This window comes from Micromonospora sp. NPDC049645, assembly GCF_040675155.1.
GTDB lineage: Bacteria > Actinomycetota > Actinomycetes > Mycobacteriales > Micromonosporaceae > Micromonospora.
In genome coordinates this window covers 203094-228776 of the sequence record NZ_JBFAOI010000007.1, presented here as the reverse complement: position 1 = coordinate 228776, position 25683 = coordinate 203094, and the positions used below count along the sequence as shown (strand labels likewise).

General features: G+C 72.8%; 27 protein-coding genes. 16 read left to right on the top strand and 11 right to left on the bottom strand.

Translation table 11 applies throughout. The features are described from left to right. The first annotated feature begins 67 nt into the window (after positions 1–67). The gene (locus tag AB0J33_RS18430; RefSeq protein WP_363614994.1) at positions 68–901 is read left to right on the top strand and encodes a phosphoribosylaminoimidazolesuccinocarboxamide synthase; all 834 of its coding nucleotides are present in this window, start codon (positions 68–70) and stop codon (positions 899–901) included. Positions 902–914: 13 nt separating this feature from the next. Here the strand turns inward: AB0J33_RS18430 and glpK are convergent, their stop codons facing one another. Next, positions 915–2399, bottom strand: a complete 1485-nt coding sequence (gene glpK / locus AB0J33_RS18425; RefSeq protein WP_363614992.1) for a glycerol kinase GlpK — start codon at positions 2397–2399, stop codon at positions 915–917. 101 nt (positions 2400–2500) lie between these two features. Between glpK and AB0J33_RS18420 the strand changes: the two genes are divergently transcribed. Next, positions 2501–3439, top strand: a complete 939-nt coding sequence (locus AB0J33_RS18420; RefSeq protein WP_354969404.1) for a ribose-phosphate pyrophosphokinase — start codon at positions 2501–2503, stop codon at positions 3437–3439. A gap of 128 nt (positions 3440–3567) precedes the next feature. On the opposite strand, the gene AB0J33_RS18415 is transcribed toward AB0J33_RS18420, so the two are convergent. Continuing rightward, complete coding sequence (locus AB0J33_RS18415; protein WP_363614990.1) at positions 3568–4023, bottom strand: ATP-binding protein; 456 nt, start codon at positions 4021–4023, stop codon at positions 3568–3570. Between the two features lie 120 nt (positions 4024–4143). Between AB0J33_RS18415 and AB0J33_RS18410 the strand changes: the two genes are divergently transcribed. Continuing rightward, entirely contained in the window at positions 4144–5277 is a 1134-nt protein-coding gene (locus tag AB0J33_RS18410; RefSeq protein ID WP_363614988.1) for a DUF5931 domain-containing protein, read from the top strand. 14 nt (positions 5278–5291) lie between these two features. Beyond that, entirely contained in the window at positions 5292–5945 is a 654-nt protein-coding gene (locus tag AB0J33_RS18405) for a response regulator transcription factor (RefSeq protein WP_363615212.1), read from the top strand. A gap of 6 nt (positions 5946–5951) precedes the next feature. Here AB0J33_RS18405 and AB0J33_RS18400 read toward each other — a convergent pair whose 3' ends face one another. The 3 genes from AB0J33_RS18400 to AB0J33_RS18390 form a co-directional block, all read right to left on the bottom strand. Beyond that, the gene (locus tag AB0J33_RS18400; protein WP_363614986.1) at positions 5952–6524 is read right to left on the bottom strand and encodes a DUF5709 domain-containing protein; all 573 of its coding nucleotides are present in this window, start codon (positions 6522–6524) and stop codon (positions 5952–5954) included. 87 nt (positions 6525–6611) lie between these two features. Continuing rightward, the gene (locus tag AB0J33_RS18395; protein ID WP_363614984.1) at positions 6612–7412 is read right to left on the bottom strand and encodes an ATP-binding protein; all 801 of its coding nucleotides are present in this window, start codon (positions 7410–7412) and stop codon (positions 6612–6614) included. After that, positions 7412–8410 carry an SDR family oxidoreductase gene (locus AB0J33_RS18390; RefSeq protein WP_363614982.1) on the bottom strand — a complete coding sequence of 333 codons (999 nt, stop codon included), beginning with the start codon at positions 8408–8410 and terminating at the stop codon, positions 7412–7414. The genes AB0J33_RS18395 and AB0J33_RS18390 overlap by 1 nt, the downstream gene beginning before the upstream one ends. 225 nt (positions 8411–8635) lie before the next feature. Between AB0J33_RS18390 and AB0J33_RS18385 the strand changes: the two genes are divergently transcribed. Further along, positions 8636–9835, top strand: coding sequence for a glycosyltransferase (locus AB0J33_RS18385; RefSeq protein ID WP_363614980.1), 1200 nt, complete (start codon positions 8636–8638; stop codon positions 9833–9835). A 29-nt stretch (positions 9836–9864) separates the two neighbouring features. Here the strand turns inward: AB0J33_RS18385 and AB0J33_RS18380 are convergent, their stop codons facing one another. From AB0J33_RS18380 to aroA, 4 genes are read right to left on the bottom strand one after another with little or no spacing between them, the layout of a single operon-like run. After that, positions 9865–10719 carry a hypothetical protein gene (locus tag AB0J33_RS18380; protein ID WP_363615209.1) on the bottom strand — a complete coding sequence of 285 codons (855 nt, stop codon included), beginning with the start codon at positions 10717–10719 and terminating at the stop codon, positions 9865–9867. 59 nt (positions 10720–10778) lie between these two features. Continuing rightward, positions 10779–11597, bottom strand: a complete 819-nt coding sequence (gene hisN / locus AB0J33_RS18375; protein WP_363614978.1) for a histidinol-phosphatase — start codon at positions 11595–11597, stop codon at positions 10779–10781. A 28-nt stretch (positions 11598–11625) separates the two neighbouring features. Continuing rightward, positions 11626–12786 (bottom strand): ribosome small subunit-dependent GTPase A, encoded by a 1161-nt coding sequence (rsgA, locus tag AB0J33_RS18370; RefSeq protein ID WP_363614976.1) that lies wholly within the window; start codon positions 12784–12786, stop codon positions 11626–11628. Next, entirely contained in the window at positions 12756–14057 is a 1302-nt protein-coding gene (gene aroA, locus AB0J33_RS18365) for a 3-phosphoshikimate 1-carboxyvinyltransferase (RefSeq protein WP_363614974.1), read from the bottom strand. The genes rsgA and aroA overlap by 31 nt, the downstream gene beginning before the upstream one ends. Before the next feature lie 103 nt (positions 14058–14160). Here aroA and AB0J33_RS18360 point away from each other — a divergent pair, with 103 nt between their 5' ends. The 8 genes from AB0J33_RS18360 (at position 14161) to AB0J33_RS18325 (ending at position 18617) form a co-directional block, all read left to right on the top strand. Continuing rightward, positions 14161–14871: an SOS response-associated peptidase gene (locus AB0J33_RS18360; protein ID WP_363614972.1), complete on the top strand. Its 711-nt coding sequence runs from the start codon at positions 14161–14163 to the stop codon at positions 14869–14871. Positions 14872–15065: 194 nt separating this feature from the next. Continuing rightward, entirely contained in the window at positions 15066–15458 is a 393-nt protein-coding gene (locus AB0J33_RS18355; RefSeq protein WP_363614970.1) for a WhiB family transcriptional regulator, read from the top strand. Positions 15459–15509: 51 nt separating this feature from the next. After that, positions 15510–16127 (top strand): alpha/beta family hydrolase, encoded by a 618-nt coding sequence (locus tag AB0J33_RS18350; RefSeq protein ID WP_363614968.1) that lies wholly within the window; start codon positions 15510–15512, stop codon positions 16125–16127. A gap of 233 nt (positions 16128–16360) precedes the next feature. Further along, entirely contained in the window at positions 16361–17188 is an 828-nt protein-coding gene (locus AB0J33_RS18345) for a sigma-70 family RNA polymerase sigma factor (RefSeq protein WP_363614966.1), read from the top strand. A 1-nt stretch (position 17189) separates the two neighbouring features. Further along, complete coding sequence (gene rsrA, locus AB0J33_RS18340) at positions 17190–17477, top strand: mycothiol system anti-sigma-R factor (RefSeq protein WP_328420042.1); 288 nt, start codon at positions 17190–17192, stop codon at positions 17475–17477. 35 nt (positions 17478–17512) lie between these two features. Beyond that, positions 17513–17761 (top strand): hypothetical protein, encoded by a 249-nt coding sequence (locus tag AB0J33_RS18335; protein ID WP_363614964.1) that lies wholly within the window; start codon positions 17513–17515, stop codon positions 17759–17761. Positions 17762–17889: 128 nt separating this feature from the next. Continuing rightward, positions 17890–18111: a biotin/lipoyl-binding carrier protein gene (locus AB0J33_RS18330; RefSeq protein WP_208648903.1), complete on the top strand. Its 222-nt coding sequence runs from the start codon at positions 17890–17892 to the stop codon at positions 18109–18111. Beyond that, on the top strand, positions 18108–18617 hold the full coding sequence (locus AB0J33_RS18325) for a GNAT family N-acetyltransferase (RefSeq protein ID WP_363614962.1): 510 nt from the start codon (positions 18108–18110) through the stop codon (positions 18615–18617). The genes AB0J33_RS18330 and AB0J33_RS18325 overlap by 4 nt, the downstream gene beginning before the upstream one ends. A 43-nt stretch (positions 18618–18660) precedes the next feature. Here the strand turns inward: AB0J33_RS18325 and AB0J33_RS18320 are convergent, their stop codons facing one another. Continuing rightward, entirely contained in the window at positions 18661–19239 is a 579-nt protein-coding gene (locus tag AB0J33_RS18320) for a helix-turn-helix domain-containing protein (RefSeq protein WP_363614960.1), read from the bottom strand. Positions 19240–19350: 111 nt separating this feature from the next. Between AB0J33_RS18320 and AB0J33_RS18315 the strand changes: the two genes are divergently transcribed. Next, complete coding sequence (locus AB0J33_RS18315; RefSeq protein WP_363614958.1) at positions 19351–20937, top strand: MDR family MFS transporter; 1587 nt, start codon at positions 19351–19353, stop codon at positions 20935–20937. 29 nt (positions 20938–20966) lie between these two features. Here the strand turns inward: AB0J33_RS18315 and AB0J33_RS18310 are convergent, their stop codons facing one another. Next, a complete protein-coding gene (locus AB0J33_RS18310; RefSeq protein ID WP_363614956.1) occupies positions 20967–22808 on the bottom strand; it encodes a tetratricopeptide repeat protein in 1842 nt (613 codons plus the stop codon). Positions 22809–22998: 190 nt separating this feature from the next. Here AB0J33_RS18310 and AB0J33_RS18305 point away from each other — a divergent pair, with 190 nt between their 5' ends. Both AB0J33_RS18305 and AB0J33_RS18300 read left to right on the top strand, forming a co-directional pair. Next, the gene (locus AB0J33_RS18305; protein WP_363615206.1) at positions 22999–24030 is read left to right on the top strand and encodes an SIS domain-containing protein; all 1032 of its coding nucleotides are present in this window, start codon (positions 22999–23001) and stop codon (positions 24028–24030) included. 25 nt (positions 24031–24055) lie between these two features. Further along, positions 24056–25651 (top strand): histidine kinase N-terminal domain-containing protein, encoded by a 1596-nt coding sequence (locus AB0J33_RS18300; protein WP_363614954.1) that lies wholly within the window; start codon positions 24056–24058, stop codon positions 25649–25651. Positions 25652–25683: the final 32 nt, after the last annotated feature.

The window sequence follows — 25683 nt, the reverse complement described above, 5'->3', positions numbered from 1 at the left end:
CGTCCGGTCACCCTCGGCGCGGTGGTCGAATCCGGCCCCTCCGATGTCGCGTGGTGTACTAGGGCGCGTGGAACTTCTGCACTCGGGCAAGGTTCGGGACGTCTACGCCGACGGCGGCGACCTGATCCTGGTGGCCTCGGACCGGATCTCGATCTACGACGTGGCCCTGCCGACGCCGATCCCGGACAAGGGTCGCCTGCTCACCGCGCTCTCGCTCTGGTGGTTCGAGCAGCTCTCCGACCTGGTGCCGAACCACGTCATCTCGTCCACCGACGTGCCCGCCGAGTTCGCCGGGCGGGCCATCCGCTGCCAGCGGCTGGACATGGTCCCGGTCGAGTGCGTCGCTCGCGGTTACCTGACCGGCGGCGGCCTGCGGGAGTACGAGCAGACCGGCGCGGTCTCCGGCGTACCACTGCCCCGGGGGCTCGGCGAGGCGTCGATCCTGCCCGAACCGATCTTCACGCCGTCGAGCAAGGCCCCGATGGGCGAGCACGACGAGCCCATCACGTACGACGACGTGGTGGACAAGGTGGGCCAGGCCACCGCCGAGCGGCTCCGGCAGATCACCCTCGACGTGTACCGGCGCGGCGCCGAACTGGCCGCCGACCGGGGCATCCTGGTCGCCGACACCAAGATCGAGCTGGGTTGGGCGCCGGACGGCACCCTGGTCCTCGCCGACGAGCTGCTCACCTCCGACTCGTCACGGTTCTGGCCGGCCGAGTCGTACCAGCCGGGGCGCGTGCAGTTCTCCTACGACAAGCAGTACGTGCGGGACTGGGCCACCGGCAGCGGTTGGGACAAGCGGGGCCCGGTCCCGGACATGCCGGCCGAGGTGGTCGAGGCGACCCGGGCACGCTACGTCGACGTCTACGAGAAGCTCACCGGCAACCGCTGGGAGTGACGCCCAGGCGGCGTCACTCCACCCAGTCGAGGGTCCGCTGCACGGCCTTGCGCCAGTTGTGCAGCTCCCGGTCGCGCAGGCCCGGTGCCATGCTCGGCTCCCACTGCGCGTCGGAGCGCCACTGGGCCCGCAGGGTGGCCAGATCCGGCCAGAACCCGACCGCCAGCCCGGCCGCGTACGCGGCGCCCAGGCAGGTGGTCTCGGCGATCCGGGAGCGGACCACCGGCACGTCGAGCACGTCGGCGAGGAACTGCATGAGCAGGCCGTTCGCGGTCATCCCGCCGTCGACCCGGAGTCGGCGCAGCGCCACATCGGAGTCGGCGTTCATCGCGTCGACCACCTCGCGGGTCTGCCACGCCGACGCCTCCAGCACCGCCCGCGCCAGGTGCCCCTTGGTGATGTAGCCGGTCAGGCCGGCGATCACCCCGCGGGCGTCACTGCGCCAGTGCGGGGCGAACAGACCCGAGAACGCCGGCACCACGTAACAGCCGCCGTTGTCGTCCACGGTGCGGGCCAAGTCCTCCACCTCGGCGGCCGTGGAGATCAGCCCGAGATTGTCCCGCAGCCACTGCACCAGCGAGCCGGTGACCGCGATCGCGCCTTCGAGGGCGTACGCCGGTGGTTGCCCCTCGATCCGGTAGGCGACCGTGGTGAGCAGGCCGTGTGTCGACGGAACCGGGCTGACGCCGGTGTTGAGCAGCAGGAAGCTGCCGGTGCCGTAGGTGCACTTGGCCTCGCCCGGTTGGAAGCAGGTCTGCCCGAACAGGGCCGCCTGCTGGTCGCCGAGCGCACTGGCCACCGGCACCCCGGCGAGCACCCCGCTGGCCGTGCCGTACACCTCGGCGGAGCAGCGGATCTCCGGCAGCATCGCCGCCGGAACCCCCATCGCGTCCAGTAGCTCCGGCGCCCAGTCCAGGGTCGTGAGGTCCATCAGCATGGTTCGGCTGGCGTTGGTCACGTCGGTGACGTGCTCGCCGGTCAGTTTCCAGATCAGCCAGCTGTCCATGGTGCCGAAGAGCACCTCGCCGCGCTCGGCGCGCTCGCGCAGACCGTCGACCTCGTCGAGCAGCCAACGCAGCTTCGGCCCGGCGAAGTAGGTGGCCAGCGGCAGGCCCGTACGGGCCCGGAACCGCTCCTCGCCGTACCCCGAGGCCAGCTCGCGCAGCAGCGGCCCGGTGCGGGTGTCCTGCCAGACGATGGCGTTGGCCACCGGGCGGCCGGTGGCCCGGTCCCACACGACGGTGGTCTCCCGCTGGTTGGTGATGCCGACGGCGGCCAACCCGGCCGCGTCGGTGCCGGCGGCCCGCAGCGCCTCGGCGACCACCTGCTGGACGTTGTCCCAAATCTCCTCGGCGTCGTGCTCGACCCACCCCGGTCGGGGGAAGAGCTGCCGGTGCTCGCGTTGGGCCACGGCGACGACGTCCCCGGCCCGGTCGAAGACTAAGCACCGCGAGGAGGTGGTGCCCTGGTCGATGGCGGCGACGTACTGGGGGGTCACCGCAGCACCGTACCCGGACCGGCGGCGGGTGCGACAGGCGTCACTGTGGGTTCCGGCCCACCGCCGTCCGCGACCGTTCGCGTCGCCTACGATGTGCGAACGTGCGCGACATCGCAGTTTTCAGTGGAACCGCCCATCCCGATCTGGCTGCCGAGATCTGCGCCCACCTGGGGGTGCCGCTGCACCCGGTGCGGGTCTCCCGGTTCGCGAACGACTGTCTGGAAGTGCAGTTGCAGGCCAACTGCCGGGAGCGCGACGTCTTCCTGATCCAGCCGCTGGTGCCGCCCGTGCAGGAGAACCTGGTCGAGCTGCTGCTGATGATCGACGCCGCCCGGGGTGCCTCCGCCGGTCGGATCACGGTGGTGCTGCCGCACTACGCGTACGCCCGGTCCGACAAGAAGGACGCGCCGCGGATCTCGATCGGCGCGCGGCTCGTCGCCGACCTGCTCACCTCGGCCGGGGCGGACCGGGTGCTCGCGATGACCCTGCACTCGCCGCAGGTGCACGGCTTCTTCAGCGTCCCGGTGGATCACCTGCACGCGCTGCGGGAGTTGGCCACCCACTTTCGGCGCTACGACCTCAGCAACACCGTGGTGGTCTCACCCGACCTCGGCAACGCCAAGGAGGCCGCGGCCTTCGCCCGGCTGCTCGGCACACCGGTCGCGGCCGGGGCGAAGCAGCGGTTCAGTGACGACCTGGTCAAGATCAGCGCGGTGATCGGTGACGTGACCGACCGGGACGTCATCGTGCTCGACGACGAGATCGCCAAGGGCAGCACGGTGGTCGAGCTGATGGAGCACCTGCGTGGTCTGAAGGTCCGTTCGATCCGCCTCGCCTGCACGCACGGCCTCTTCTCCGGCGACGCGTTGCAGCGGCTCAGCGACCAGGACGGCGTCCTGGAGATCGTCTGCACCAACACGGTGCCCATTCCGGCCGCCAAGCGGGTCCCCAAGTTGCAGGTCCTGTCGGTGGCCCCGGCCCTGGCCGAGGCAACGCGCCGGATCCACAACGGAGAATCCGTCTCGGCCCTCTTCGCCTGACCCGCGCCCCCCGACTCGCGCGATCTTGCGTTTTCTGTTGCCGTAAAGAGCGGTTTTGCGTGGCTCGTCGGGACAGAAAGTGCAAGATCGCGGGGGCGGGGGCGGGGGCGGGGGCGGGGTGGGGGGGGTTAGCGCGGGGTGTGGTTGTGGTTGACGAGGCTGTTGGCGACGCGGACGGTGGTGCCGGCGGTGCCGGTGGCGACCTCCATCACGTCGGTCAGCTCGCGGGCCAGCCAGAGGCCCCAGCCACCGGCGGTGTCCGGGGCTGGCCGGGTGCGGTCGCCCAACCGCTGCGGGCTGATCCCGTTGCCGTGGTCGGCGACCTCGCAGACCAGCAGGCCCGACTCCTGCCAGAGCCGCAGCCAGCCGTGCCCGCCGCCGTGCCGGACCGCGTTGGTGATCAATTCGTTGATCGCCAGCACGAAGTCGTCCAGCCGCTGACCGCGGAGGCCGGAGGCATGCGCGCAGGAGGTGACCGAGTGTCGAATCTCGGTCACCTGAGCCTGGTCGAAGGCTTTGGCGATCAGGAGGGCAGGTTCGATGGGCACAACCGTACGCGGTGCGTGCGGATCTGCGTTCGTCATGGGCCCGTCCCGGCGGCGGATCTCGGAGTATTTCGCGGCTTTTCCACCGTACGTCAGGGTTTCCCGAACCGCACTCGCCGCTCGCCGTGCCGCTGGCCCGGTTGTGGCATCCTGACCGCCATGCCGTCACCGCCAGGTGGATTCGAGGTGCCGCTGTGGCGTGCGCTCACCGTGTTCAGGCTGGCCTCGCTGGCGTACGTCTGCGCGCTCGCGGTGCGCGACGCAGACCGGTACGCCCACCCGTACGCCGTCGGCGCCCTGATCCTGGTGATGATGGCCTGGACCGGGGTGACCGCGATCGGCTACGCCCGACCGGACTGGCGGCGCTGGCCACTGCTGCTGGCCGACCTGGTAGTGGTGCTGGCCGTCGTGCTGGCAACCCCGTGGGTGGTCGGTCGGGCGGCGCTCGGCCACGGCGTACCCACCATGGGGGTGGCCTGGATGGCCGGCCCGGTGCTGGCCTGGGCCGTCGCCGGCGGGCGTCGGCGCGGCACGGTCGCGGCGGTGCTGGTCGCCGGCGCGGACCTGGCCACCCGGGAGCGGATCGGCCAGTCCTCGTTCACCGGCGTGATCCTGATGCTGCTCGCCGGAGTGGTGGTCGGACACGTGGCCCGGCTCGCGGCGAGCGCCGAGGAGCGGCTGCAACGCGCGGTGGAGTTGGAAGCCGCCACCCGGGAGCGGGAGCGGCTGGCCCGCGGCATCCACGACTCGGTGCTCCAGGTGCTGGCGCTGGTGCAGCGGCGCGGCGCCGACCTGCCCGGCGAGGCCGGCGAGCTGGCCCGACTGGCCGGCGAGCAGGAGGCCGCGCTGCGGGCGCTGATCGCCGGCGTCGGCCCGGCCGGCACCAGCATTCCCGACCTCGCCGAGGCGGTGGACCTGCGGACCCTGCTCGGCCGGTACGCCTCGGCGGCGGTGGCGCTCTCCGCCCCGGCCACCCCGGTGCCGCTGCCCCGGCGGGTGGCCGGTGAGCTGGCCGCCGCGACCGGCGCGGCCCTGGACAACGTGGGGCGGCACGCCGGTGGGCGGGCCTGGGTGCTGATCGAGGACGAGGGGGAGACGGTGACCGTGTCGATCCGCGACGAGGGGCCGGGCATCCCGGACGGTCGGCTGACCGAGGCTGCGGCCCAGGGCCGGCTGGGCGTGACCCAGTCGATCCGCGGCCGGGTCGCCGACCTGGGCGGGACGGTCCGGATCGTGTCCGCCCCCGACGCGGGCACCGAGATCGAGCTGACCGTGCCGAGGTCGGCGCGGTGAACCCGACGCGCGTGATGGTGGTCGACGACCACCCGATGTGGCGGGAGGGCGTGGCCCGCGACCTGACCGAGGCCGGGTTCCTGGTGGTGGCGACCAGCGGCGAGGGGCGACAGGCCATCCGGGTCGCCGCCGCCGCCCGGCCCGACGTCGTCGTCCTCGACCTGCAACTGCCGGACATCTCCGGCGTCGAGGTGATCCTGGGGCTGCGCGCGGCGCTGCCCGACGTGCGGGTGCTGATGCTCAGCGCCAGCGGCGAACAGCAGAGCGTGCTGGACGCGGTCAAGGCCGGAGCGACCGGTTACCTGGTGAAGTCGACCGCGCCCGCCGAGTTCCTGGAGGCGGTGCACCGCACCGCGGCCGGCGACGCGGTCTTCACCCCCGGCCTGGCCGGGCTCGTGCTCGGCGAGTACCGCCGGCTGGCCGCCGGGCCGGGGCGGGCGACCGGCCCGGCCGGCGACGCCGGATCCGCCACGCCCCAGCTCACCGAACGGGAGACCGAGGTGCTGCGGCTCGTGGCGAAGGGGATGTCGTACAAGCAGATCGCGCAGCGCCTCGGGTTGTCGCACCGCACGGTGCAGAACCACGTGCAGAACACCCTGGGCAAGCTGCAACTGCACAACCGGGTCGAGCTGACCCGGTACGCCATCGAGCGTGGTCTGGACGACTGAGCGGAGTCAGACCGAGCGCGGCGGCTCCGTCTCGTGGATGGCCAGCTCCTCGGCGGTCGCCCCGCCCCCGGCGGACCCCGCGTCGTACGCCACCGAGTCGGTCTCCTGGTCGGTGTGCGACCCCTCGTCCGGTTCGACCAGCCGACCCACGGTGGCGTCGGCCACCGTGCCGAGCTGACCGTGGTCGTAGAGGGAGACCGGCGAGTTCGGGTCCGAGGTCGGACCCGGATCCATCACGTCGGCGTCCAGCTGGGCCTCCGCCGCCGCCTCCAGGTTGTCCGCCTCGAACGCGATCTTCGGGTCGATCGTTCCGGCCAGCGGATCGTCCGCCGGGCGCTCGTAGACCTCACGGTCGAGCTTGTAGTCCAACGACTCACCGTCGAGCTGCTCCTCGGCGGTCGTCCCGAACCGGTCCACCGCCACCGGTGTCCGGTCGCCGGGCAGTTGGGCCGGGTCGGGGCCGTCCGCCTCGCGTCCGGTGAGAACGTCGTCGTTGGCGGACGAGTCGTCATCGGCGGTGTCGGGCAGCCCTTGCGCCTCGGTGTCGGACACGGGGGTCGGGTACTCGTTGTCGCGCATGTCTGATCACTACCCGCTGCCCTCCCGCCATAACCGGGCGACCTTCGCCGATGCGGCACCGAACCGGGCGCCGAGGGCGAAAGCCCGTCAGGTCGCCTCGTCGTCCGGATGCAGCACGCACCAGACGACCTTGCCGTCCGGCACGGCGCTGCTGCCCCAGCGGCGGGTCACCGTGTCGATCAGCAGCAGCCCCCGGCCGCCGGCCCGGTTCGGCGGCGAGATCCCGGCGAACGTCAGCCGATGCGGGGAGTGGTCACGAACCGCCAGGTGCAGGGTGCTCTCGTGGGGTGCCAGCCGCACCGTCATCGGGGTGCGGGCATGAGCCACCACGTTGTTGACCATCTCGGTGATCGCGATGCACGCCGGGTCGTTGAGCACCGCCATGTCCCACCGCTCGCAAGCGGCGCCGACCAGCTCGCGGGCCTGTCGGGCGGCCCCCACCGCCGGGGCCAGCTCGGCGGTGAGCACCGCCGCCAACGGTGCCGTCGCGACCGCGGCCAGTGCGCCGTCCACCGTCGACCAGGTCGGCACGCCGGCCACCATGGTCGGCCCGGCGTCCGACTGGGTGGTCCGGTCGACCGCCGGGTCGCACACCAGCAGATCCGCGGCGGGCCAGTCGGCGACCTCCCGGCGAATCTCGGCGAAGACGCTCCGCCCGACCGCGTCGGCGACCCGCAGACCGGTCACGTCGGCCACGACCGGACCGGGCCGGTCGGTGAGGCGGGCGAGCAGCGCGCCGCGTACCGCCTCGGCTGCGGCGGCGTCGAGCACACCGGTCAGCCGCACCACCGCCGACGACTCGTCGACTTCCACCCGGCAGCTCGACATGATCGCCCCATTGTGCGCGCTGGTGACGCTGAGCGCATTTGGGCGTCTGACGTCGGCCATCAGCGTTCCGACCGGGTGCGGCGGTTGATGGCGGCCATGGTGCCGACGGCGGTGCCGGCGGCGGCGAGACCGAACGCGGCGGTCATCCGCACCAGCTGTCGCCGCCGACCGTGCCAGCCCCCGTCCCGGCGGGCCTGGCCGTCGGCCTGGAACACGTTGCCGCTGCTGTCCACCCGGGCGCCCGGACCGAACTGGGTGCGCTGCGCGTACCAGCCGAGGGTGCGCTCCACCAGTGCCGGCGCCAGCCGCCACTGCAGGCCCATCAGTCGGGCCGCGCCACCGGCGTACGCCTCGCGGCGGGGTCGGCGCAGCAGCCGGACGATGGTCTCGGCGACCACCTCCGGCGGGTAGATCGGAGGCGGTGGCATCAGCTCCCGGCCGCTGTGGTTGGCCGCGTGCCGGAAGAACGGGGTGTCGATCGTGGCCGGCAGAACGGTGCAGACGGAGATCTGACCGCGACCGGTGACCCGTAGCTCCTGCCGGACCGTGTCGGCCAGGCCCCGGATGCCGTGCTTGGTGGCGTTGTACGCCGACTGGTACGGCATGGCCACCTCGGCCAGCACCGAGGCGTTGTTGACCAACACGCCGCCGCCGGCCGCGCCCAGGTAGGGCAGGGCGGCCTTGATGCCGTGCACCGCCCCGAGCAGGTTGACCTCCAGCACCCGGCGGAACTCGGCGACCGGGATCTCGTCGAACAGACCCACCGCGCTCACCGCCGCGTTGTTCACCCAGGCGTCGATCCGGCCGAACTCGGCCGCCGCCTGGTCGGCCAGCCGTCGTACCGACTCCAGGTCGGTCACGTCGGTCGGTACGGCCAGTGCCCGGCCGCCCAACTCCCGGCACCGCTGGGCGACCTGTCGCAGGGCCGGCTCGCTGCGGGCGGCCAGCACGACGGCGGCACCCCGGCGGGCCAACGCGTACGCGGTGGCCGTGCCGATCCCGCTGGACGCGCCGGTGATCACCACGGTCGAATCGTCGAGGCTGCGGGTCAACGGCATTCTTCAGCGGTACCCCCACCCGGGCCTGGTCATACCAACAACGGGTTGTCGATCATCGTCGAAATGCCCGCGCGGGTGCGCGCAAGTGGTTGCTGTGGCGCAAGCGTCGGTGGTACTCGCGGGGACTCTTCCTGATCTGCCAGGTTTCGGCTCCGCGTCACGGGGTTAATGGGACGCTCTGACCGGGAGGACCACTGCCGAGGAAAGATCGCAGGGAGGTGACCCATGCGCGTCGGCCTCGTCTGCGCGCACGCCAGTTCGTACCGCCACGCCGACGGCCCACCGGTCGGCACCCGACAGCACATCGCGAGGGTCGCCGCCGAGCTGGCCGGTCGAGGCCACGACGTCCGGCTCTACGAGCGTCGGGACGACCCGGGGCCGCCGGCGACGACGGAGATCGACGGCTACCAGGTGCATCAGGTGCCCGCAGGCCCGCCCAGCCCACTACCCACCGCCGAGCTGATCCCGTACGTGACCGAGGTCGGCCGCTGGTTGGCGGACGAGTGGTCCGGTGCCTGGCGGCCCGAGGTGGTGCACGGGCACTACTGGGTGGGTGGCCTGGCCGCCGCGCACGCGGTTCGGGAGACCGACATTCCGGTGGTGCAGACATTCCACTCGCTCGGCGTCGAGCAGCTGCGTCATCTGGGCGGCCACTACGACGGGCCGGGGGAGCGGATCACGCTGGAGCGTGCGCTGACCCGCGCGGTCGACATCGCCGTGGCCCAGTCGAACGACGAGGTCGACGAGCTGACCCGGATGGGTCTGCAACGCAGCTCGGTCGCGCTGGTGCCGGCCGGGGTCGACATCGAGCAGTTCCATCCCGACGGCGAGGCGGCGCCGCGCGAACAGCGCCCCCGCATCCTCTCGGTGGGCTCGCTCGCCCCGGGGCACGGCCAGGAGGACCTGATCCGGGCGATGCGGCTGGTCGGTGACGCCGAACTGGTGATCGCCGGCGGGCCGCCGGTCGACCAGCTGGTCAACCACACCGAGGCGCGACGACTGCGTGGGCTCGCCGAGCAGGTCGGTGTCCTCGACCAGGTACGGCTCGTCGGGGCGGTGCCGCACGACCAGATGGCCACCTGGTACCGGTCGGCGGACGTGGTCGCCTGCACGCCGCGCTACTCCTCGGCCGGGCGGGTCTCACTGGAGGCGATGGCCTGCGGCGTGCCGGTGATCGGCTACGCGATGGGCGGCCTGGCCGACGCCGTCGTCGACGAGGTCACCGGCCGCCTGGTGCCGCCCGGCGACGTACGGGCCCTCGGAGTGTCGCTGCGCCGGCTGCTGGCCGACAACGCCGGCCGTTTCGCGTACGGGCACGCCGCGGTGGACCGGGTGCGCAGCAGCTACACGTGGGAACGCACCGCCGGCGCGTTGGAGCGCCTCTACGAGCGGGTGGTGAGCCGCCGCAAGCCGGTCGAAGCCTGAGGACGTGATCCGTCTCCGGTGCCGGTCGGTCAGCCTGGCCGGCCGGCACCGACCATGGCGGGGTCCCGACGGCGGGCCACCGAGCGTTGCTGCTGCGGTTCGGCGTACCGGGTCAGGCCGATCACCGCGGCCAGGGTGACCAGGAAGCCGACCGCGGCCAGCCATTCCCGCCCCGGCCAGATCTTGTCGTTGAGCAGCAGCAGGCCGACGATCGCGGCCGGCACCGCGCCCGCGGCGTCCATCGCGGCGACCGCGGCGGTCGTCGAGCCGCGCTGCATGGCCAGACCGAGCAACAGCTGACCGACGATCGAGTGGGCGATCAACAGATAGAACAGCGGGTCGGCGAGGAACGCCTCGGCGGAGGGCGCGGATGCCAGTGGCCGGGCGGCGACCGCGGCCGAGCTGAACGCCAGCCCGGCCAGTGCGCCGAGGGCCACCGAGCCAGGTGCCCCGTGCAGTCGGACGGCGAAGACGCCGAGCACCGCGATCACGCCGAGCGCCACCAGCAGGGCGATCGAGCCGGCGGTGCCGAGCTGCTTCGACGGCGCCGGCCGGGCGGACAGCACCAGCGCGGTGATCCCCGCGAAGAGCAGCGCCAGCAACACCACCTCCGCCGCCGGTAGCCGCCACTTCAACACCAGCACGCCGAGGATGGCGGTCACCCCGAGCCCGGCGGCCACGCTGGCCTGCACGAGGAACAGCGGCAGGTCCCGGCGGGCCAGGAAGGCGAGTACGAAGCCGCCGATCTGGCAGCCGAGGCCGACCAGGTACGTCCGGTGCCCGGCGAGGCGCAGCAGCAGGCCCGGGTCGAAGGTGTGGTGGACCGTGGTGCGGGCCGCCGCGACCGACTGGAGCAGGTTGGCGAAGCCGTACGCGACGATCATCGCCGCGAGGAAGCACCAGCCGGAGGAGACCACCTGGCGAGGATAGAGGTTGCCGGGGGTCAGCGCTCGGCTGGTCGAGTGAGGCGGCCGAGGATGTCGGCGTGCAGCACACCGTTGGTGGCCACCGCGCTGCTGTCGGTGCCCGCGGGGCCGGCGGGCGCCGGTCGACCGGCCAGATCCGTGATCGTGCCACCCGCCTCGGTGACGATCGGGACGAGCGCCGCCACGTCCCACAGGGACAGCTCCGGCTCGGCCATCACGTCGAGTGCTCCCTCGGCCAACAGCATGTAGCCGTAGAAGTCGCCGTACGCCCGGCTGCGCCAGCCGGCCCGCATGAGGTCGAGCACCGCGTCGAGCCGCCCGGCGCGTTCCCACCCGGTCAGCGACGAGTAGCAGAAGCTGGCGTCGGCGACCTCGCGGACCGCGGACACGCCGATCCGCTCGCCGGCCGCGGGGCCCGGCCCGGCGTACGCGCCCGCGCCCGCGCTGGCCCACCAGCGCCGCCCGAGCGCCGGCGCGGACACCACGCCGACCGCCGGCCGGTCGCCGTCGTAGAGCGCGATCAGGGTGGCCCAGATCGGCACGCCACGGACGAAGTTCTTGGTGCCGTCGATCGGGTCGATGATCCACCGACGGCCGTCCGGGTCGGTGGACGGCCCCGCGCCGTACTCCTCACCGAGCAGCCCGTCGGCCGGCCGGTGCTCGGCCAGCAGGGCGCGGATCTCCCGCTCCACCGCGGTGTCCGCGTCGGAGACCGGCGTCAGGTCGGGCTTCGCCTCGACCCGCAGGTCGAGCGCGCGGAACCGGTCCGTGGCGATGGCGTCGGCCCGGTCGGCGAGCAGGTGGGCGAGGGCGAGGTCGTCGGCGTACCCGGTCATGCCGGCAACCTAGCGGACGCCCACCGGGTCACTCGTCGGGCCCGCGCCGGTCACCCTCGCCCGGCCCGCGCTGGTCGCCGTCGCCGCGCGCGTCACCGTCGCCGGCCCGCGAGGCGAGCAACCGACGGTACGACGCCAGCCGGCGCGGGTCGGCCTTACCGGCGGCCACCCAGGCGTCCAGCCTGCAGTCGGCCTCGTCGGCCGTGTGCGGGCAGTTCGGCGGGCAGTCGACGGTGCCCTCGACCAGGTCCGGAAAGCCGTGCAGCAGGCTGTCGGCGGAGACGTGCGCCAGACCGAAGCTGCGGATGCCGGGAGTGTCGATGATCCAGCCCGGGTCGGTGTCGACGCCGGGCACCGGTGGCAGCCGCAGCGCCACCGCGCTGGTGGACGTGTGCCGTCCCCGGCCGATCGCGCTGACCACGCCGACCGCGCGGGCGGCGTCCGGAACGAGTCGGTTGACCAGCGTCGACTTGCCCACGCCGGAGTGCCCGACCAGCACCGAGACCCGGCCGCCGAGTAGCGCGCGCAGCGCGCCCAGGTCGGAGTCGGGGCGGTTGAGCACGTACGGCAGCTCCAACTCGGTGTAGTAACCGAGCACCTCCTCCGGCCCGGCCAGGTCGGCCTTCGTGAGGCAGAGCAGCGGCTCGACGTCCGCGTCGTACGCGGCCACCAGGCAACGGTCGATGAACCCGGTGCGCGGCGGCGGGTCGGCCAACGCGCTGACGATCACCAACTGGTCGGCGTTCGCCACCACCACGCGTTCCAGCCGACCCTCGGCGGTGGTCTCGTCGTCGTCGGCGGTGCGGCGCAGCACCGAGCGGCGCTCGGCGATCCGGACGATCCGGGCGAGGGCGCCCTCCGCGCCGGACGTGTCGCCGACCAGGCTGACCCGGTCACCGACCACCACCGACTTGCGGCCCAGCTCGCGGGCCCGCATGGCGGTGACCGTGGGTAGCTCGGCACCGACCACGCCGCGCTCGGCGCCGGACAGGACGCACTGGTAGCGCCCCCGGTCGACCGCGATGACGAACCCGTCGACCGCGTCGGCGTGCTGCGGGCGGGTGCGCGTACGCGGGCGCGACGACTTTCCGGGCCGGACCCGTACGTCGTCCTCGTCGTACTCCCGCCGTCTGGTCGCCAGGACCTGTCCTCTTCTCGTCAGCTCTTGCCGGTCACCATCGCTGACCATAGTGCCGGGAACTCCGGCATGGTCTTCGAGGTACACCCCACGTCGTCCACCTCGATGCCGGGAACGGCCAGCCCGGCCACCGCCGCGGCGTGCGCCATCCGGTGGTCGTGGTAGGTGCGGAAGACCCCGCCGCGCAGTGGCCGGGGCCGGATCTCCAGCCCGTCCGGTGCCTCGGTGACGTCCGCCCCGAGCGCGGTGAACTCGTGCGCGAGCGCGCTCAGCCGGTCGGTCTCGTGGCCCCGGATGTGCCCGACGCCGGTGAAGACCGACGGCGAGTCGGCCAGCATGGCCAGTGCCGTCAGCGCCGGGGTCAACTCGCTGACGTCGGAGAGGTCGGCGGTCAGGCCGTGCACCACACCGGTGCCCCGAACGGTCAGCCCGCTGGTGGAGAGGGTGACCTCGCCGCCCATCCGGTGCAGCAGCGAGCGGAGTTGCTCGACCGGCTGGGCGCTGCTGTGCGGCCAGCCCTGCAGGGTCACCTCGCCGCCGGTGACCAGGGCGGCGGCGAAGAACGGCACCGCGCCGGACAGGTCCGGCTCGATGTTCCAGCCGCGCCCGGTGAGGGGGCCCGGCTCGACGGTCCAGACGTCGGGGGTGGTGTCGTCGACGGCCGCGCCGGCGGCGCGCAGCATCTGCACGGTCATCCGAAGATGCGGGGCGGAGGGCACCGGCGGGCCGACGTGGCGCACCACGACACCCCGGTCGAAGCGCGGGGCGGCCAGCAGCAACCCGGAGACGAGTTGGCTGGACGCGGACGCGTCGATCACCACCTCGCCGCCGGTGACCCGGCCGGCGCCGAGCACGGTCAGCGGCAGGCTGTCCGTGCCGCTGACGTCGATCCGGACCCCGAGCGAGCGCAGCGCCTCGATCAGCGGCCCGAGCGGGCGGGTGCGGGCCTGCGGGTCGCCGTCGAAGGTGACCTGCCCGTCGGCCAACCCGGCCACCGGCGGCAGGAATCGCATCACGGTGCCGGCCAGCCCCACGTCGACGTGCGCGGGACCGACCAGCGGGTGCGGTCGGACCAGCCAGCGCTCGTCGTCGCTGATCGAGACGTGCGCGCCCATCCCGCGCAGGCCGGCGGCCATCAGCTCGGTGTCGCGGGCGCGCAGTGGCCCGGCCAGCGTCGACGGGCCGGCGGCCAGCGCGCTGAGCACCAGAGCGCGCGCGGTCATCGATTTGGAACCGGGCAGGCGCAGCGTCGCCGCCACCGGGTCGGATGCGGTCGGAGCGGTCCACGGCTGCGGCGGCCGGGTCGCGGTCAGGTTCCCCACGGTTACATTCTGCCGTGTCGGCCGGTGTGCGGCGGCGACCGGCGTTCGTACTCCCGGTTGGCGGGACAGCCGACCGGGCCTCCGACGCGTTAGCGTGTGCCTCATGTGCGGCAGGTACGCGACGACCCGGAGCTCCGGCGAGCTGAGCGCGCTGTTCGAGTCGTCCGACGACACCGACGGCCTGGTCCGAGCCGATCACAACGTCGCGCCGACCGATCCGGTGCCGCTGGTCCGGGTGAGCCCGGAGGGTCACCGCAGCCTCAGTGTCGGCCGCTGGGGTCTGCTGCCGCACTGGTCCCGTTCCGCCTCCGGAGCCGCCCGCATGATCAACGCACGGGCGGAGACGGTGGCCACCAGCCGGGCGTACGCCGGTTCCTTCGCCCGTCGGCGCTGCCTGGTCCCGGCCGACGGCTGGTACGAGTGGGTCCGTCTGCCCGACGGTGGACGGCAGGCGTACTTCATGACTCCCCGGGACGGGTCGGTGCTCGCGCTGGCCGGCATCTGGTCGATGTGGGAGTCCGGGGCCGACGCCCGGCTCACCTTCAGCGTGCTGACCACCGCGGCGCTCGGCGACCTCGCCGAGGTGCACGACCGGATGCCGGTGCTGTTGGCGCCGGAGCGCTGGTCGGCGTGGCTGGCGCCGACCGACGAGCCGGGACGGCTGCTCGCACCGGCCTCGGCGGAGCAGTTGGCGGGGTTGGAGATCCGCCCGGTGGGCGCGGCGGTGGGTGACGTTCGCAACGACGGGCCGCACCTGACCGCCCGGGTGGCGTTGCCGCCGACGGTGGCACCGCAGGAGTTGACCCTGTTCTGAGGTCGGCGCATCGTCGACCACCGATTTGCCAGGGTTCCGCGCAATTCGTCGCCTGAATGTTCAGTCATGTTCCCGGCAGACACTTGTCCCGGTGTCGCGAAGTGCGATAGAACACAGCGCCGGTAGTGGCTGTCGATCCGCACGGGGCGGACGACGTCCACCGATCTTGCCGGTCCCACGGGGGAGGTGGGTGGATGACACGGGCACGGATGCCGCGCCCGCACGAGGTGGCGGCGGCGCGGCGGGACCCGCGACTGCTGCGGGCCGTGCGGGAACGGCGACAGGACGACGCGTGGCGCACCAGGGGCACCTGTCAGAGCGTCGATCCGGAGACATTCTTTCCGGCACCGAACGAGCCGGCGGACGCCGCCGTCGCGCTGTGCCGCACCTGCGACGTGCAGGGGTCCTGTCTGGCCTGGGCCCTCGACGTCGGTGACTGTCACGGCGTGTGGGGAGGCACCACACCGCGCGAACGACGGGCGATGCTGGTCGCCTGGCGTGGCGAGGTCGACCCCGACCCGGATGCCATCGACGACGCCGGTCCGCCGGTGCGGGACCGCCTGCTCGCCCTGGTCCCGCTGAGCTGATCGGCGGCCCGGTTCGCACCCGTCGCCCGTCCGGCGGCGCAGAATGGGTCGGTGCCACCCAGCGACGAGATCGACACCCCGCGCGGTCCGGCGCGGGTCGACACCGACCTGCCGGTCCGCCCGGCCACCGCCCTGCTCGTGCTCGGGCACGGTGCGGGCGGCAGCGTCGACGCGCCCGACCTGCTCGCGGTCCGGGACGCGTCGGTCGCGGCCGGCCTGGCGGTGGTCCGGGTGACTCAGCCCTACCGGGTCGCCGGTCGACGTGCGCCGGCGCCGGCCGCCCACCTCGACGAGGCCTGGGCCGCGGTGCTCGCCGTGCTGCGTGTCCGGCACGCGGACGTGCCGGTGGTGCTCGTCGGTGGCCGGTCCAGCGGCGCACGGGTGGCCTGCCGGACCGCCCGTGCGGTGGGTGCGCTGGGCGTGGTCGCGTTGGCCTTCCCGCTGCACCCGCCCGGCCGGCCGGAACGTTCGCGGGCCGACGAGCTGGCCACCGGCCTGCCAACACTCGTCGTCAACGGCGACCGGGACCCGTTCGGGACGCCCGAGCCGGGGCGGACCGTGCAGGTGGTGAGCCGTCCGGGCGAGACGCACGACCTGCGCCGGGATCCGGCCGGCAGCGCGGCCGTCGTCCGGGCCTGGCTGTACGCCCAGGGCTGGGCGAGCGACTGACCCGTCGCGCCGGCTCGACCGCGCGACCGTTTCCGGTGCCGGGCACGGGTCGTTGCATCCGGTGGTGCCGCCGGCCCGATCCGGACAGGTGACACCAGTCCTCCCAGGCCCTTCCTGGTCCCAGCGCCGGCCGCCGTCGGGGCCGGGACCAGGAACGGGGAGAGCCGGCCGGAATGCCCCAGTGGTCATCTCGCGTTACTACCCCCGGACGACTTTCTGCGAGGGGGTGACCGGTGCCAACCGAGACACGAAGCCTGGAACGGGACGAGCGGGACGCCCGGCAGCTGAAGCGGCTGCTGGATGGCCCGGAGTGGCCCGCCACGGCGGGACCGGGCGGGGTGGGTGCGGTGAGCACGGGCACACCGGCCGGAAGTGAATCTGCGGGCACGTCCGTGCGCGTATCCTCGGCGGGAAAGCATCCGACGCGAGGGGATGTGCGGTTGACCACCGAGAAGACGGACGAGCGCAGGGCCCGATTCGAGCGGGACGCGATGCCATTCGTCGATCAGCTCTACGCTGCTGGGCTGCGGATGACGCGCAACCCGGCGGATGCCGAGGACCTGGTCCAGGAGACCTACCTGAAGGCGTACGCGGCCTTCCACCAGTTTGAGCAGGGCACGAACCTGAAGGCCTGGCTCTACCGGATCCTGACCAACACCTACATCAACTCCTACCGCAAGCGGCAGCGCCAGCCGATCCAGGCGCCCACCGAGGAGATCACCGACTGGCAGCTCGCCGAGGCCGAGTCGCACACCTCCAGCGGGCTGCGTTCCGCTGAGACGGAGGCACTGGACCGGCTGCCGGACAGCGACGTCAAGGAGGCCCTCCAGCAGTTGCCGGAGGAGTTCCGGCTGGCTGTCTACCTCACCGATGTCGAGGGCTTCTCCTACAAGGAGGTCGCGGACATCATGGGCACGCCGATCGGCACCGTGATGTCGCGTCTGCACCGGGGCCGTCGTAATCTGCGCAAGCTGCTCGAGCGCTACGCCGGGGAGCGGGGCTTCAGTGCGGCCCGCTCATCGAAGGGCTCGACCGCCGCCGCTGCCGGCCGGGAGGTGTGACGTGAGCTGTGGGAAGCCGCACGAGACGGACTGCCGCGAAGTGCTCGCCGAGGTCTATCTGTACCTGGATCTGGAGTGCGCCGACGAGCGGCGTTCGCTGATCCGGCACCACCTGGACGAGTGCGGACCCTGCCTGCGCGAGTACGGGCTCGAGCAGGAGGTGCGCGCGCTGGTGGCTCGCTGCTGTGGCAACGAGACCGCGCCGGACGAGCTACGTGAGCGGCTGCGGGTCAAGCTCACCGAGTTGGTGGTCTTCGAGACCAGCGACTCCCGTGAGTTGGCCGACTGAGCGTCGGCAGCTGGCAAGACCGGTGGCCCGGGTCGATGTCGACCCGGGCCACCGGTGTTCCCGGCCTCGGCCGGGTCGGGCTGATCGGCGACGGGCCGCCGGCCCGTCGATCCGTTCAGGAGTTGGGACGCTTGCCGTGGTTGGCGGCGCTCTTCTTACGGGCCTTCTTCTTCCGGGACTTCTTCGCCATGGCTGACCTCCTCGTGATGGGTCGGATCCGTCCTGCGCACGACCTCGGCGCCGATGCACCCACCGGCGGTCCGGCGGCGGGTCCGACCCGCTGATGGTAGTGCGGTCGGCACCCGCCGCCTTCCCCAGGGCGGGCCTGCCATCCCGGCCGAGCCGCTGCGCCCCCACCGCCGATCGACGCATGATTGGATACGTCGGCAGGCACATCGCTAAGAGGGAGGGCCTGGACATGGCCGAGGAGATCCGCGCCGAGATGGTGGCCAACGTCTGGAAGGTCGTCGCGACCGCGGGTGACACCGTGGCCGAGGGCGACACCCTGGTGATCCTCGAGTCGATGAAGATGGAGATCCCGGTCGTCGCCGAGTCCGATGGTGTGCTCCAGCAGCTCGCCGTGCACGAGGGTGACGTGGTGCAGGACGGTGACCTGATCGCGGTGATCGCTTGACCGGGTTGCGGGTCCGTCCGGCCGAACCGGCCGACTTCCCGGCGGTGGCCCGGCTGACCGTGGCCGCGTACGAGGCGGACGGCCAGCTCAAGGGCGAACACGGGTACGGCGAGGTGTTGGCCGACGTGTCGACCCGGGCCGCCAGCGGCGAGGTGCTGGTGGCGGTCGACGAGCTGACCGACGCGGTGCTCGGCTCGGTCACGTTCGTGCTGCCCGGCACCCCGTTCGCCGAGCTGTCCGGGCCGGGCGAGGCGGAGTTCCGGATGCTCGCGGTCGACCCGGGCGCCCAGGGGCGCGGTGTCGGTGCGGCGTTGGTCGAGGCGTGTGTCGACCGGGCGGCCGAGCTGGGGTGCACGGCGGTGGTGATCTGTGTGCGGGCCGGGATGGCCGATCCGGCGCACCGGCTCTACGCGCGGCGGGGTTTCGTCCGCTGGCCGGAGAAGGACTGGACGCCGGCGCCGGGCGTGGACCTGCTGGGCCTGCGCCTGGCCCTGACCCGCGGCTGAGTCGTCGACCGATCAGCTCAGGTGGGCCGCGAGCGCGGTCGGGTCAGGCGTCGGGCTGGGTGCCGATGGCGGCCAGCAGCTCGTCGGCCACCTCCAGGGCGAGCTTGCGACGTTCGTCGTCGCTGATGTGCGGTGCGCGCACCGCGAACCAGCTGGTGTGCACCGCGAACAGCGACAGCGCGGCACGCAGTTGGGCGGCGGGCGAGTCGTCGCCCCGGCAGAGCGCGTCGGCCAGCTCCAACATCCGACCGCGCATCTTCTGGCCGGAGGAGAGGCTCTTGAGGGCGGTCTGGTTCTGCTCGAAGAAGCGCATCACCGACGGTTGGGTGCCGTCGAACATCGTGTCGGCGTAGCGGGAGATCAGCTCGCGTCGGGTGGCCAGGGTCGCGGGTTGGGTGGCGGCCCAGGCGGTCAACGCGTCCATCCGCTCCAGCCGGTCCTCGACGAAGCTGGCGACGATGTCGTCCTTGCTCTTGAAGTGGTAGTAGAGCGCGGCCTTGGTGACGTTCAGGCGCTCGGCGATCTCCCGCAGGGAGGTCTTCTCGTACCCCTGCTCGGTGAAGAGTTCGAGCGCGACGGCCTTGATCCGTTCCCGCGTTCCGCCGCCTGTGCTCTCGCTCACCCACGCCCCCCAAATGACTTGACCGTCGCTCGTACCCAACTTACCGTGCGGCTAGTAAGGTGACTAGCCGGGCGGCAAGTAAGTAAGGCAATTCTCGGGGGGAGCTTACCCATGACTCAGGCAACCCAGGCCGGCACACGACCCAACAACATCCGGGTCGTGCTGTTCGGGCTGATGATCGCGATGATGCTCGCGATGCTCGACAACATGATCGTCAGCACCGCGTTACCGCGGATCGTGAACGAGTTCGGCGGGCTCAACCACTTCACCTGGGTGGTCACCGCGTACGTCCTGGGCACCACCGTCTCCACCCCGATCTGGGGCAAGCTCGGTGACCTCTACGGCCGCAAGTCGGTCTTCCTGACCTCGGTCGTCATCTTCCTCGTCGGCTCCGCCCTCTGCGGCATGGCCGGCTCCGGAATGTTCGGTGGCCCGCAGGACGGCATGGTCCAGCTCATCGCCTTCCGGGCCGTGCAGGGCCTCGGCGCCGGCGGCCTCATGGTCGGCGTTATGGCGATCATCGGTGACCTGGTCCCGCCCCGCGAGCGTGGGCGCTACCAGGGCATGATCGCCGGCATCATGGCCATCGCCATGGTCGCCGGTCCGCTGGTCGGCGGCTTCATCACCGATCACCTCTCCTGGCGCTGGGCGTTCTACGTGAACCTGCCGCTGGGCGGGGTCGCGCTGCTCGTGCTGATCAGCACCATGCACCTGCCGAAGTACCGCACCGAGCACCGGATCGACTGGCTCGGCGCCGGGCTGCTCTCGGTCGGCATCACCGCGATCGTGCTCATCACCACCTGGGGCGGCAACGAGTACGACTGGACGTCACCGCAGATCCTCGGCCTGGCCGTGCTGGCCGTGCTCGCGTTGGCGGCGTTCGGCCTGGTGGAGCGCCGGGTCCAGGAGCCGATCCTGCCGTTGGCGCTCTTCGCCAACCGCAACTTCGCGCTGATCTCGGTGATCGGCTTCCTGCTCGGCTTCGCGATGTTCGGCGCGATGAACTTCCTGCCGCTCTACCAGCAGACCGTGCAGGGGGCGTCGGCGACCAACAGCGGCCTGCTGCTGCTGCCCCTGATGTTCGGCATGCTGGTCGTCTCGCTCGTCATCGGTCGGGCGATCACCCGCAACGGCAAGTACCGGGCGTACCCGATCATCGGTGGTGTGGTGATGACGGGGGGCATGGCGCTGCTGTCCATGCTCGACACCAACACCAGCAAGCTGACGTCCTCGCTCTACATGATCGTGCTCGGTGTCGGCATGGGCTTCCTCATGCAGACGTCGATGCTGATCGCGCAGAACAGCGTGGAGCAGAAGGACCTCGGCGCGGCCAGCGGCGCGGCCACCTTCTTCCGGTCGATCGGCGGTTCGTTCGGCATCTCGCTGTTCGGCGCGATCTTCGCCAACCGGCTGGCCAACTCGGAGGGCGGTCGGGCCTTCGGCGGCGGCGACACCGGCGCCGGGATGGACCTGGCGAAGCTCAAGGAACTGCCCGCCCAGGCGCGCGAGGCGGTGCTCGGTGGTCTCTCCGACGCCATCTCGCACGTCTTCCTCTGGGCGGTGCTGTTCACCATCGTGATCCCGGTGCTCGCCTGGTTCATCAAGGAGATCCCGCTGCGTACCGCGAACGAGGCACCCCCGCAGGCCACCCCGGAGGAGGAGGCCGAGGTCGCCCTCGGCAAGGCCCCGGTCGCCTGAATCCACCGCGAGACGCGCCGCGCCGACCGTCACGGTCGGCGCGGCGCGCTCCTGTTCAGACGCTGCCAGAGGCGGCGCAGCGGGTTGCGGGGGCGGGGGAGCCTCGGCGAACGCGTACCCAGCAGTTCGGTGGCCAGCGCCGCGGTCGCCGGGTCGAGTTGCGGGGCGGCGAGCGCCAGGTGGGCCAGCGAGGCGGCGATCGGGACCGGTCGGGTGCGGGCCACGGCAGCGGCGTCGGCCAGCCGCTCCGCCACCACCCGTGCCACGTCGGCCCGCACCGAGGGGTCCACCCAGGCGGCGGTGACCAGTGCGAACAGCGCCGCCTCGGTGACCCAGTCCTCGACGCCCCAGATCAGGTCGAGCAGCACCGCACGCCGGGTGGAACCCTCCCACGGCTCGTCGGTGCGATGGTGCAGCAGCCCCAGGCAGGCCCACACCTGCACGCCGCGGACCCAGACCGACGGGTCGTGGGCGGCCAGCAGCCGACCCACCGCGTTGGCCGGCGCCGCCGGCGGATGCACCAACAGGCCGAGCAGGTCGGCCAGGTCGAGCCCGGCCAGGCCCACCGCCGCGTCGTACGCCGCCGGTGGGTGCGCCCAGGCCGGGTGGGCGATCTGCCCGATCCGTTCGACCGCCGTAGCCGAGGGCGCCGGCAGCGCGGGCGTCGGGACGGCGTCCGCGTAGTGCCACAACCGCTGCGCCGACGCCCGTCGGGGCTCGCGCGGGTCGGGCTCCGGTGCGCCGACGACCTCGATGCGCAACCCGGGGGCGGTGGAGATCGCGGTACCGACCGCGCTCGGCGGGGCGGCGGCGGGTAGCCGGACGGCACCGCCGAGCCCGTTGTCGTCAGCGGCCACCGCCTGCCGCAGCGCGTCGACAAGTGGCCCGCCGGCCGGGGTGAGTTGGCCGAGCCAGGGCCGACCTCGGCAGCACTGGGCCAGGTCGCCGTGCTCGTGGCTGTCGTCCGGGTGGTCCCGCACGAAGTCGGCGAGCGCGACCAGGTGGGCCAGGTCACCGTCGCGCAGGTGCCGCAGGCGGTGCGCGGTGTGCACGGCGCAGTCGAACGACGGATCGCGCGCCAGCGCCCGCTCGGTCCACTCCAGCGCCTCGTCCAGCCGGCCGATCTCCGCCAGCGTGCCGGCGATGTCCGCGTAGATCGCCAGGTCGTCGGGGTCCAGCTCGACGGCCCGACCGAGGGCCGCGAGGCCGTCGCGGGTCCGGCCCGAGCTGCGGTACGCGTACCCGAGCCACACCTCGCCCATCTTCGAGGGCTGTGCGCGTACCCCTCGGCTGGCCCAGCGGACCGCCAGCTCGACCTCGCCGAGGCGCCGGGCCAGCGCGGACGCCGCGCCCAGCAGCAGGCCGTGCTCGGGGTGCACGGTGGCCGCGTTGCAGGCCAGCGTGAGGTACGGCGTGAGAGGGGCCCGGCCGACCCGCGGCACCGGGTCGGGCAGCGCGGCGCAGACCTGCATGAGGACCCGGGCGATGTGTTCCGGGTCCAGCCGTTCGGCCAGCTCGGGCGCGGTGACCCAGGGCACGCCGGCCCACTCGGTGCCGGGCGCGTAGGTCGTCGCCGCGGCGAGCAGTTCCAGCCCCTCGGCGGGACGGCCGGCGGTGGCGAGGAGGTGGGCGCGGGCGACGACCGCGCCGACGAAGGTGTGGTGGTTGATCGGGAAGAGGTCGACGCCACCGCCGCTGGTCGCGGCGAGCCGGGCCAGCGTCTCGTGCACCTCCGGGAGGGTGGGGGCCCGTGCCAAAGCGCCGGCGAGGTGGCCGGCGGCGTGGTGCAGGTCGCCCTCGTCGAGTGCCAGCCGGGCCAGCGCCAGCTCCTCCGTCACGGAGAGCGCGGGGTCGTCCGTTCCCTCGGGCACGTCGTCCTCTCGTCGCGGGGCTAGACCGGATACATCGGGGAAAGCGTAGTTGATATTGAGATCATTAGGTGATCATCTGCGCACTCGTGCTCGCTAGATTGCTCGGATGCGCCTAAAAGTGCAAGACTGAGCAGGAACCGCGCGGGAACCGCGCAAGGGAGGAGTGTCCGTGACTCGTGCAGGGGCTGGAATGGCCGCCGACATCAACGAGCAGCCGGCTGGCTACGCGCGCCTGCTCTCCGCCGCCAACGCCACGGAGATCGCCCGGGTGGCGGCGGTCATCGCCGAACGTCGGCCACGGCACGTGGTCTTCACCGCGCGGGGCACCTCCGATCACGCTGCCCTCTACGGGGCCTACCTGACCGAGATCCGGCTCGGCCTGCCCGCCGGGCTCGCCTCGCCCAGCGTCGTCACCCTGTTCGGGGCCCGCCCCGACCTGTCCGACGCGCTTGTCGTCGGGGTCAGCCAGAGCGGTGGCTCGCCCGACCTGGCCGAGGTGCTGCGCGCCGCCCGAGCCTCCGGGGCGCTGACCCTCGCGGTGACCAACGCCCCCGACTCACCGCTTGTCGACGTGGCCGAGTTGAGCGTCGACATCGCCGCCGGGCACGAGCGGGCGGTGGCCGCCACCAAGACGTACACCGCCGAGCTGCTCGCCCTGCTGATGCTTGTGGAGGGGATCCGGGCCGGTGACGGCGTGCTCCCGGCAGCCGAACGGGAGGCGCTCGCCGCGCTGCCCGAGCTGGCCGAGCGCACCCTGGCCGACGACACCCCGGCCCGGCTCGCCCCGCGCTACCGGTTCGCCCGCCAGCTGGTCACCACCGGCCGGGGGTACGCCTACCCGACCGCCCGGGAGGCCGCGCTGAAGCTGATGGAGACCTCGTACCTGCCGGCGCTCGCCTTCTCCGGCGCCGACCTGCTGCACGGCCCGCTCGCGATGACCGACCCGGAGGTCCCGGTGCTCGCCGTGGTCGGCTCCGGCCCTGGCGGCAGGTCGATGGGGGAGGTGCTGCCCCGCCTCGGCGAACGCCGCGCCGACGTCGTGGTGGTCGGCTCCGCCGACGTGCCGGGCGCCACCCGGCTGGCCGTCCCCGAGGTCGACGAGCGGTACGCCCCGCTGCTGGACATCCTGCCGATGCAGCGGCTGGCGCTGGCCCTGGCGCTCACCCGGGGCGAGGACCCGGACGCGCCGCGCGGGTTGAAGAAGGTCACCGCGACGATGTGAGGCGCGGCGTGGCACCCTGGTCACCGTGTCCACGCTGCGCGACCTCGCCGAGGAGCACACCCATCTCCGTCCGGCCGACATCGACCACCTGCACCGGATCGCCGGCGACTGGCAGCTGCTCTCCGATCTGTCCTTCGCTGACTTGCTGCTCTGGGTGCCGGTCGACGCCGACGGCACGTTCCTCTGCGTCGCCCAGGTCCGGCCGACCACCGCGCCCACCGCCTATCAGGACGATCAGGTGGGTCGGATCGTCGGCGGGCCGGAGGTGGCCCACCTGGGGGTGGCGTACTCCCAGGCCCGGATCTGGCGCGAGGGCGACCCGGTCTGGTACGGCGACGTGCCGGCCCGACACGAGGCGATCCCGGTCCGGCTGCGTACCGCCGAGGGGGAGGCCGGCGAGGTGATCGCCGTGGTGGGGCGGGACACCAACCTCTCCACCGCGCGTACCCCCAGCCAGCTGGAGCTCAACTACCTGACCACGGCCGACGACCTGGCGCAGATGATCGCGGATGGCACCTTCCCGCCGCCGCGGCACCCGGGCGAGACCACCTCGGCGCCCCGGGTCGGCGACGGCCTGGTCCGGCTCGACGCCGGCGGCAAGGTCACCTACGCCAGCCCGAACGCGCAGTCCGCGTACCGCCGGCTGGGTTACGCCTCCCACCTCGTCGGCGAGGACCTGGCCGCGCTGCACCGCCGGCTGGCCGGTGACCCGCTGGACGGCACCGAGGCGGCGAACGGCATCCTGGCCGCGTTGCGCGGCGAGGCCCCGCCCCGCCGGGAGATCGACGCCCGCGGCGCCACGATGCTCACCCGGGCGCTGCCGCTGATGCCGGCCGGAGTGCCCATCGGCGCGCTGGTGCTGGTCCGGGACATCACCGAGGTCCGGCGCCGGGACCGGGCGCTGATCACCAAGGACGCCACCATCCGGGAGATCCACCACCGGGTGAAGAACAACCTCCAGACGGTGGCCGCGCTGCTGCGCCTACAGGCCCGCCGGGTGGCCATGCCGGAAGCCCGGGTCGCGCTGGAGGAGTCGGTCCGGCGGGTCGCCTCGATCGCTCTGGTGCACGAGACGCTCTCCATGTCCAGCGACGAGGCGGTCGAGTTCGACGGCATCGTCGACCGGGTGGCCAGCGCGGCGACCGAGGTCGCGGCGACCGAGGTGAGCGTCGGCATGCGGCGGCGGGGCAGCTTCGGCGTGCTGCCGGCGGAGATCGCCACCTCGCTGGTGATGGTCCTCAACGAGTTGCTGCTCAACGCCGTCGAGCACGGCTTTCCGCCGGCCGACGACGCGGAGGAGCAGGCTCTCACGCCCACCGCGTCGGGCCTGGTGCCGGTCGCACCTGCCGAGGTCGACCCGTCGCAGCGACCCGAGGTGGTGGTCTCGGCGCACCGGTTCCGCAAGATGTTGCACGTCTCGGTGACCGACAACGGGCGCGGCCTACCACCGGACTTCGACGCCGAACGCGGCAGTCGGCTCGGCCTCCAGATCGTCCGGGCCCTGGTCACCGGTGAACTGCGGGGCACTATCGAGCTGCGTGCCGGCGCCAACGGCGGCACCGAGGCGATGCTTGTCGTGCCGCTGGCCCGCACCGCCCCGGACGGCCGCGCACAAGCCTGACCACCGCGTTCGCAGGCCGGCGGTGCCGACGT

What these genes read in the sequence shown, in the direction of transcription:
- AB0J33_RS18415 (WP_363614990.1), bottom strand. Translation starts at nt 4,023, where the DNA reads ATGACGAACGCAGATCCGCACGCACCGCGTACGGTTGTGCCCATCGAA.
- AB0J33_RS18410 (WP_363614988.1), top strand. Translation starts at nt 4,144, where the DNA reads ATGCCGTCACCGCCAGGTGGATTCGAGGTGCCGCTGTGGCGTGCGCTC.
- AB0J33_RS18405 (WP_363615212.1), top strand. Translation starts at nt 5,292, where the DNA reads ATGGTGGTCGACGACCACCCGATGTGGCGGGAGGGCGTGGCCCGCGAC.
- AB0J33_RS18400 (WP_363614986.1), bottom strand. Translation starts at nt 6,524, where the DNA reads ATGCGCGACAACGAGTACCCGACCCCCGTGTCCGACACCGAGGCGCAA.
- AB0J33_RS18395 (WP_363614984.1), bottom strand. Translation starts at nt 7,412, where the DNA reads ATGGCCGACGTCAGACGCCCAAATGCGCTCAGCGTCACCAGCGCGCAC.
- AB0J33_RS18390 (WP_363614982.1), bottom strand. Translation starts at nt 8,410, where the DNA reads ATGCCGTTGACCCGCAGCCTCGACGATTCGACCGTGGTGATCACCGGC.
- AB0J33_RS18385 (WP_363614980.1), top strand. Translation starts at nt 8,636, where the DNA reads ATGCGCGTCGGCCTCGTCTGCGCGCACGCCAGTTCGTACCGCCACGCC.
- AB0J33_RS18380 (WP_363615209.1), bottom strand. Translation starts at nt 10,719, where the DNA reads ATGATCGTCGCGTACGGCTTCGCCAACCTGCTCCAGTCGGTCGCGGCG.
- hisN (WP_363614978.1), bottom strand. Translation starts at nt 11,597, where the DNA reads ATGACCGGGTACGCCGACGACCTCGCCCTCGCCCACCTGCTCGCCGAC.
- rsgA (WP_363614976.1), bottom strand. Translation starts at nt 12,786, where the DNA reads ATGGTCAGCGATGGTGACCGGCAAGAGCTGACGAGAAGAGGACAGGTC.
- AB0J33_RS18360 (WP_363614972.1), top strand. Translation starts at nt 14,161, where the DNA reads ATGTGCGGCAGGTACGCGACGACCCGGAGCTCCGGCGAGCTGAGCGCG.
- AB0J33_RS18355 (WP_363614970.1), top strand. Translation starts at nt 15,066, where the DNA reads ATGACACGGGCACGGATGCCGCGCCCGCACGAGGTGGCGGCGGCGCGG.
- AB0J33_RS18335 (WP_363614964.1), top strand. Translation starts at nt 17,513, where the DNA reads ATGTCGACCCGGGCCACCGGTGTTCCCGGCCTCGGCCGGGTCGGGCTG.
- AB0J33_RS18315 (WP_363614958.1), top strand. Translation starts at nt 19,351, where the DNA reads ATGACTCAGGCAACCCAGGCCGGCACACGACCCAACAACATCCGGGTC.
- AB0J33_RS18305 (WP_363615206.1), top strand. Translation starts at nt 22,999, where the DNA reads ATGGCCGCCGACATCAACGAGCAGCCGGCTGGCTACGCGCGCCTGCTC.